The 6,033-nt window shown below is 71.1% G+C and carries 5 protein-coding genes and 1 pseudogene; 4 read left to right on the forward strand and 2 right to left on the reverse strand.

What is annotated here, in order from left to right; all coding sequences use genetic code 11:
* Both IJH84_RS12355 and IJH84_RS12360 read right to left on the reverse strand, forming a co-directional pair.
* Nucleotides 1-379: pseudogene (locus IJH84_RS12355) on the reverse strand (class I SAM-dependent methyltransferase); the annotation flags it as partial.
* Nucleotides 380-506: 127 nt separating this feature from the next.
* Complete coding sequence (locus IJH84_RS12360) at nt 507-1,019, reverse strand: DUF2505 domain-containing protein (RefSeq protein ID WP_295144271.1); 513 nt, start codon at nt 1,017-1,019, stop codon at nt 507-509.
* A gap of 37 nt (nt 1,020-1,056) precedes the next feature.
* Between IJH84_RS12360 and IJH84_RS12365 the strand changes: the two genes are divergently transcribed.
* The 4 genes from IJH84_RS12365 to mshA form a co-directional block, all read left to right on the forward strand.
* Nucleotides 1,057-2,184, forward strand: coding sequence for a UDP-N-acetylmuramate dehydrogenase (locus IJH84_RS12365; RefSeq protein WP_295144286.1), 1,128 nt, complete (start codon nt 1,057-1,059; stop codon nt 2,182-2,184).
* 197 nt (nt 2,185-2,381) lie between these two features.
* Complete coding sequence (locus IJH84_RS12370; protein ID WP_295144274.1) at nt 2,382-3,332, forward strand: hypothetical protein; 951 nt, start codon at nt 2,382-2,384, stop codon at nt 3,330-3,332.
* A gap of 300 nt (nt 3,333-3,632) precedes the next feature.
* Nucleotides 3,633-4,796 (forward strand): Ig-like domain-containing protein, encoded by a 1,164-nt coding sequence (locus IJH84_RS12375; protein WP_295144277.1) that lies wholly within the window; start codon nt 3,633-3,635, stop codon nt 4,794-4,796.
* 352 nt (nt 4,797-5,148) lie between these two features.
* The coding region (gene mshA, locus IJH84_RS12380; RefSeq protein ID WP_295144280.1) for a D-inositol-3-phosphate glycosyltransferase at nt 5,149-6,033 on the forward strand (885 nt) is incomplete at its 3' end.

The following is a 6,033-nucleotide window of genomic DNA, read 5'->3' on the forward strand; positions in this document are numbered from 1 at the left end:
AGGCTTCCGGCTCGGTGTACTGGCGCAGCACGTTGAACGCGCGCACGAGCACCGGACCGGCCGCGCCGCCGATGCCCGCCGCCAGGCCCGCCAGCTCGAATCCGCCGCGCCGGAAGTTCAGGCCGGGCGGTACCGCGACCCGCCGCCCGGCCTCGACCCGCTCGGGATCGATCTCCAGGCCGAACACCCGCGCATCCGGCCGCAGCGGCCGCAGCCGTTCGGCGAGCTCGACCGTGGTGGTCGGTGCCGAGCCGAATCCGAGATCGACGACCAGCGGATCCGCCGCCGATCGCAGCGCGCGGGCGGCCCACGGTGCGCCGGTGATCCAGCGGTCCACGCGCCGCAGCCGGTTCGGGTTGGTGGTGCCCCGGGTGGCCATGCCGAGTGCCCTGGCGCGGCCCGCGGCGAGTCGCGGGGCGCGTTTGCGCGGCTGGTTCAAGGCATGGACCTGCGGATTCGGGCGTGCGAAGGCATGGCAGGGGCGGAATCGCCGGACGACGGGTGGTTCACTGCGAATGCTTCGCGAGCCATTCGCCGGTGAACTGCTCCTCCCGGGCGAGCAGTTTCTGCACCTGCTCGGCCACCAGGTCTTCCACCCGCCCGCCGACGAACGGCACGTTCACCCGCACCTCGCCGTCCACGAGGAACTCGCTGCCGGCCTCGGGCAGGTCCCGCAGCCACATCGAACCGGTGATGGTGCACGGCACCCCGGCGACCTCGGCGGCGATCTCGCCGTTGTAGTGGCCGGGCTCTTCGCACCGCCAGGACTCGGTGCGGTCGATCACCAGATCACCCGCGCCGGCCACGGTGCGCGCGACCGGCGGCAGCGCCTCCGTGCTGACCCCCTGGCGCAGCTGGAAGCGGACCGCATCACCGAGGACGTCGTGCTTGACCAGCTCGTTGCGGGTGCCGCCGAGCTCGGCGAGCCGGTCCCGCAGGTAGTCGATGTCGATGAGCGCCTGGTGCACCTGCGACGATGCCCACTCGGAGGTGCTCCGGTGCTCGATGCGGCGTGCCATGGGCGGAAGGTTACCTTTGGCAGTCGTGAACTCCTCGATGTCCGGTGCCGAAGGAATCCGCGGCGGCCCGACCGGCGCTCGAACCCCCGGCGAACACCCCTGGGCCCCCGGTGAACACCCGTTGGCGGAGTACACGACGCTGCGGCTGGGCGGCCCGGCCGCAGAGTTCGTGCTCGCCGAGCATCCCGACGAACTGGCCGAGGCGGTCCGCGAGTCGGACGCCGCCGGCCAGCCGCTGCTGGTGCTGGGCGGCGGGTCGAACCTCGTCGTCGCCGACTCCGGGTTCGACGGCCGGGTGGTGCGGGTCGCCACCCGCGGCCGCAGCTACGACATCGTGGACGGTTTCGTGCAGCTGACCGTCGAGGCCGGTGAGGACTGGGACGACGTCGTCGCCGACACGGTGCACCAGGGCCTGGGGAATCTGGAGTGCCTGTCCGGGATTCCGGGGCTGACCGGTGCGACACCGGTGCAGAACGTCGGTGCCTACGGCGTGGAGATCTCCGAGATGCTGGTCTCGGTGGACCTGCTGGACCGGCGCACCGGCCGGATCCGCACCGTGCTGGCCGAGGATCTGGGGCTGGTCTACCGCGGCAGCTCGCTCAAGCACAGCGACGAAGCGGTGGTGCTGCGCGCCCGCTACCTGCTGCGGGACGGCGCCGAGTCCGCGCCGATCCGCTACGCCGAACTCGCCCGCGCGCTGGAGGTGCAGCCGGGCGCGCGGGTCGACGTCGCCCGCGCTCGGGAAGCGGTGCTGGCGTTGCGGCGGACGAAGGGGATGGTGCTCGACCCGGCCGACCACGACACCTGGAGCGCCGGCTCGTTCTTCACCAATCCGATCGTGGACACCGCCGACCTTCCCGGGGTGCTGGAGCTGATCGCCACTCGGGTCGGCCCGGACGAGCGGGTTCCGCAGTACCCGGCGGGCGACGGGCGCACCAAGCTCTCCGCGGCCTGGCTGATCGAACGCGCCGGGTTCGGCAAGGGGCACCCCGGTGGCGCGGCGCGGGCCGCGTTGTCCGGCAAGCACACGCTGGCGTTGACCAACCGCGGCTCGGCCTGCACCGAAGACCTGCTGGGTCTCGCGCGTGAAGTGCGCGAGGGGGTACGTTCCGCGTTCGGCGTGTCGCTGGCACCGGAACCGGTACTCGTGGACTGTTCGATCTGAAGCGTGTTTTCCGGGCTCGCTGTCCGAGGAGTCCGCAAGGGCGTTCGCCGGGGCGATTTCCAGCGTCCCGGAGGGCCGTCGGAGTGACTCTTCGTGACTAATGCTTACCCTGAGTGTTAAATGGTAGCTGGAGGGCCGCCATGCTCAGCATCAGGGAACTTCGGGACAGAGCGGTCATTCGGCCGATCAAACGTGCGGTGGAGGACCAGCTGCTGGACCTCCCCGGGGTGACGGCCGTCGACATCGGCGAGAAGCGCATCGCAGGCCGGGGCACCGGCAGGCAGGGAATCGTGGTGTCGGTGGCCCGCAAGCGCACTCCCGACCGGGTTTGGCCCGGCACGCACATCCCGCCGGACGTGCTGGGCATCCCCACCGACGTCATCGAGGAAAAGCCGGTTCTGCAGCACGCCCACCACGGCGCGGAGGAGTCGGTGGCGTTGCGCGGCCGCGATTTCGCGCACGACGGCGCGGTCACCGGCGGGGACGGCGTGGCGCCGTGCCGGTCGGTGCAGCTGTCCCCGCCGGAGGTCCGCAACGCGGGCCGCTACCGCCGCACCGGAACGCTGGGTGCGCTGGTGATCGGGCACCAGCCCGCGGCAGCGGCCATGGGGCTGACGACGTTCGACGTCGCGTGCCTGGACGATGCTTGGGCGGTCGGCGACCGGATGGTCGATCCGGACACCGGGTACGTGTTCGCCGAGCTGGCGCGCGGTGCGCTGTCCGGGCGGGTCGATGCGGCGGCGGTGACTCTCGGATGCGGCGTGCAGCACTCGCCGGTGATCCCGGGCATCGGCCCGATCGCCGGTCAGTGCGCGGCTTACCCGGGCGAGCCGGTGCGCAAGAGCGGGCACGGCAGCGGGCTCACCGCCGGAGTCGTGTCCTCTGTGGACGCGACGCTGCGGGTGGATCACGGCGCGGCGCTCGGAGTGCGGGTGCTGCGCGAGCAGATCCGGATCGACGCCGTCGATGGTTGCTTCACCGCCTCCGGTGACGCGGGCAGCGCGGTGGTCAACAGCGACGGGCGGGTGGTCGGTTTGCTGTTCGCGGGGTGCCGCACCGGATCGACCGGGTTCGCCAGTCCGATCGTGGACGTGCTCGCCGAACTCGATGTGGAGCTTTGCGTGCAGCACCAGCACATCGGCGTGTGACCGCGGTGAGTTCGCACACGTTCCCGGACCGTGATCTGTTCCATTGTGGATGGTCGATTTCCGCGCGGTCTGCTCCGATCCCGTCCCCGCGCGCTCGCCGATGAAGATCGACGCAGGTCATCGGCGCACCCCGAGTCGCCGCCCGGCTACCCGGGGAAGCGATCCGCGGCACCGGCCCGCCCGAAGGCCGACAGCTGTGACGCGACACACTGCTGATCGGCGGCATCTTGGCGGAGCGCCGCACGTCTACCCAATGCAAGTCATGTCGGAACGGATCGGGGTCAAGGAGTGCTGAGCAGGGTGAGTCGGTCGCGGACACGGCTGCTGTGGGCTGCGCTGGCGGGAGCGCTGGCGGCCGTGCTGCTGATATCGGGGTGCGGAGCCCAATCCGCGTCCGGCGGCGGATCGGGTTCCCGGGCGTCGGCGCCGAAGGCGCAGGTGCACCTGGAGCCCGGCGGCGGTGCCGACATCAACCCCGCCGCTCCGATCCGCGCCAGCGTCGAGCAGGGACGGCTCGACTCGGTCAAGCTCACCAACGGCGACGGCAAGGAGGTCGGCGGTCAGCTCTCCCCCGACGGGCACAGCTGGACCGCGGGCGAAGCGCTCGGCTACGGCAAGGACTACACCTGGTCCGGCCAGGCCACCGGCGTCGACGGCAAGACCGTGCAGGTGCAGGGCTCGTTCCGCACGGTGTCGCCGGACAAGAAGGTGCGCGCCACGATCAACCCCACCGACCACAGCGAAGTCGGCATCGCGATGCCGATCAGCGTGAAGTTCGACGAGCCGGTCACCGACAAGGCCGCCGCGGAGCGGGCGCTGGCGGTGCGCACCTCGGTCCCGGTCGAGGGCTCCTGGGCATGGCTGTCCAGCACCCAGGTGGACTGGCGGCCGAAGGAGTACTGGCCGGCGAACACCCAGGTCGAAGTGGACGCGAACCTCTACGGGGTGCACTACGGCAAGGGCGCCTACGGGCGCGAGGACCTGACCACCAAGTTCACCGTCGGCCGCGCGCAGATCGTCAAGGCCGACGCGCAGACGCACCAGATGGTGGTCGAGCGGGACGGCAAGCAGGTCGCCAGCTACGCGGCCAGCTACGGCAAGGACAAGGATCCGGAGCTGAACACGCCGAACGGCACCTACATGGTGATGCAGAAGAACCCCGTCGAGATCATGGACAACCCGCGGTACGGCTACACCGACGTGGAGAAGAAGTGGGCCATCCGGATGTCCAACCACGGCGAGTTCATCCACGAGAACGAGGAGAACCGCGCCAACCTCGGCAAGGTCAACACTTCGCACGGCTGCATCAACCTGTCTGAGGCGGACGCCAAGGCGTACTTCGACAGCGCCATGGTCGGCGATCCGATCGAGGTCAGCGGTGGTGTGCGGGCGATGGAGCCGCGCTACGAGGTGTTCGACTGGATGCTGGACTGGGGTCAGTGGCAGCAGAAGTCGGCGCTGTGAGGAATCACCGCGTGATCGGCGCGCACCGCTGATCATTACCCCGGCGCGAGCAGTGCCGGGTGCGAAAGACGACGGTCCCGTGCGGGTGGACGCCCACCGGCACGGGACTTTTCGCGTGCGCGCGGTGTGAACGCCGTCACGGGCGTTGCCGGACGGGCCTGGTCGGCGCGGGCCCGCGAGCGGCTTCGGGGCACCGCGTCCCCGCTCCCAGGAATGTTTTCCCCGGGTGCGGCGTCGGGACTCAAGGCGTCCCGGAAGGCGGATGCCCGCCCGCAGGTGTGCGGCTCGCCGGACACCTGGTGCCCGTTCGGGCGCCGCGGGGCGTTCCCGACTGGTTTGCGATGGGCAGCCGATGACTTCCAGCACCGTCCGGATGCGGCCGCGCCGGGCCGCCGTGTTCTCGTTGCACACTTCGCCGCTGGAGCAGCCCGGCACCGGCGACGCGGGCGGGATGAACGTCTACATCGCCCAGACCGCGACCAGGCTGGCCGAGCAGGGCACCGAGGTGGAGATCTTCACCCGTGCGACCTCGTCGGAGATGCCGCCCGTCGCCGAGCTGGCTCCCGGCGTGACCGTGCGGCATGTGGTGGCCGGACCGTTCGAGGGGCTGGACAAGCACGAGCTCCCCGCCCAGTTATGCGCGTTCGCGGCAGGCGCGTTGCGGGCGGAAGCGCGCCACGAGCCCGGTTTCTACGACATCGTCCACTCGCACTACTGGCTGTCCGGACAGGTCGGCTGGCTGGCGCGGGAACGCTGGGGCGTCCCGCTGGTGCACACCGCGCACACCTTGGCGAAGGTCAAGAACGCCGCGCTGGCCGAAGGCGACACCCCGGAACCGCGGGTCCGCGTGGTCGGCGAGGAGCAGGTCGTGTCCGAAGCGGACCGGCTGGTCGCGAACACCGGTGTGGAGGCCGCCGATCTGGTGGAGCTCTACGGCGCGGAACCGGAAGCGGTGGCCACGATCCCGCCGGGAGTGGACCTGCGCCGGTTCACCCCGGGCGCTGCTGATGCGGCGCGGGCTCGGCTGGGGCTACCCGCCGCGTCGCTGGTGTTCGCGTTCGTCGGCCGGATCCAGCCGTTGAAGGCGCCGGACGTGCTGCTGCGGGCGGCCGCGGAACTGCTCCGGCGGCGCCCCGAACTGCGTGCGGAACTGACCGTGCTGATCGTCGGCGGTCCGTCCGGCAGCGGGCTGGACCGGCCCGAGTCGCTGCACGAGCTGGCCGCGCAGCTCGGCATC

It is taken from the genome of Saccharopolyspora sp., assembly GCF_017434145.1.
GTDB classification, from domain to species: Bacteria; Actinomycetota; Actinomycetes; order Mycobacteriales; family Pseudonocardiaceae; genus Saccharopolyspora_C; species Saccharopolyspora_C galaxeae.

What these genes read in the sequence shown, in the direction of transcription:
- IJH84_RS12360 (WP_295144271.1), bottom strand. Translation starts at nt 1,019, where the DNA reads ATGGCACGCCGCATCGAGCACCGGAGCACCTCCGAGTGGGCATCGTCG.
- IJH84_RS12365 (WP_295144286.1), top strand. Translation starts at nt 1,057, where the DNA reads ATGTCCGGTGCCGAAGGAATCCGCGGCGGCCCGACCGGCGCTCGAACC.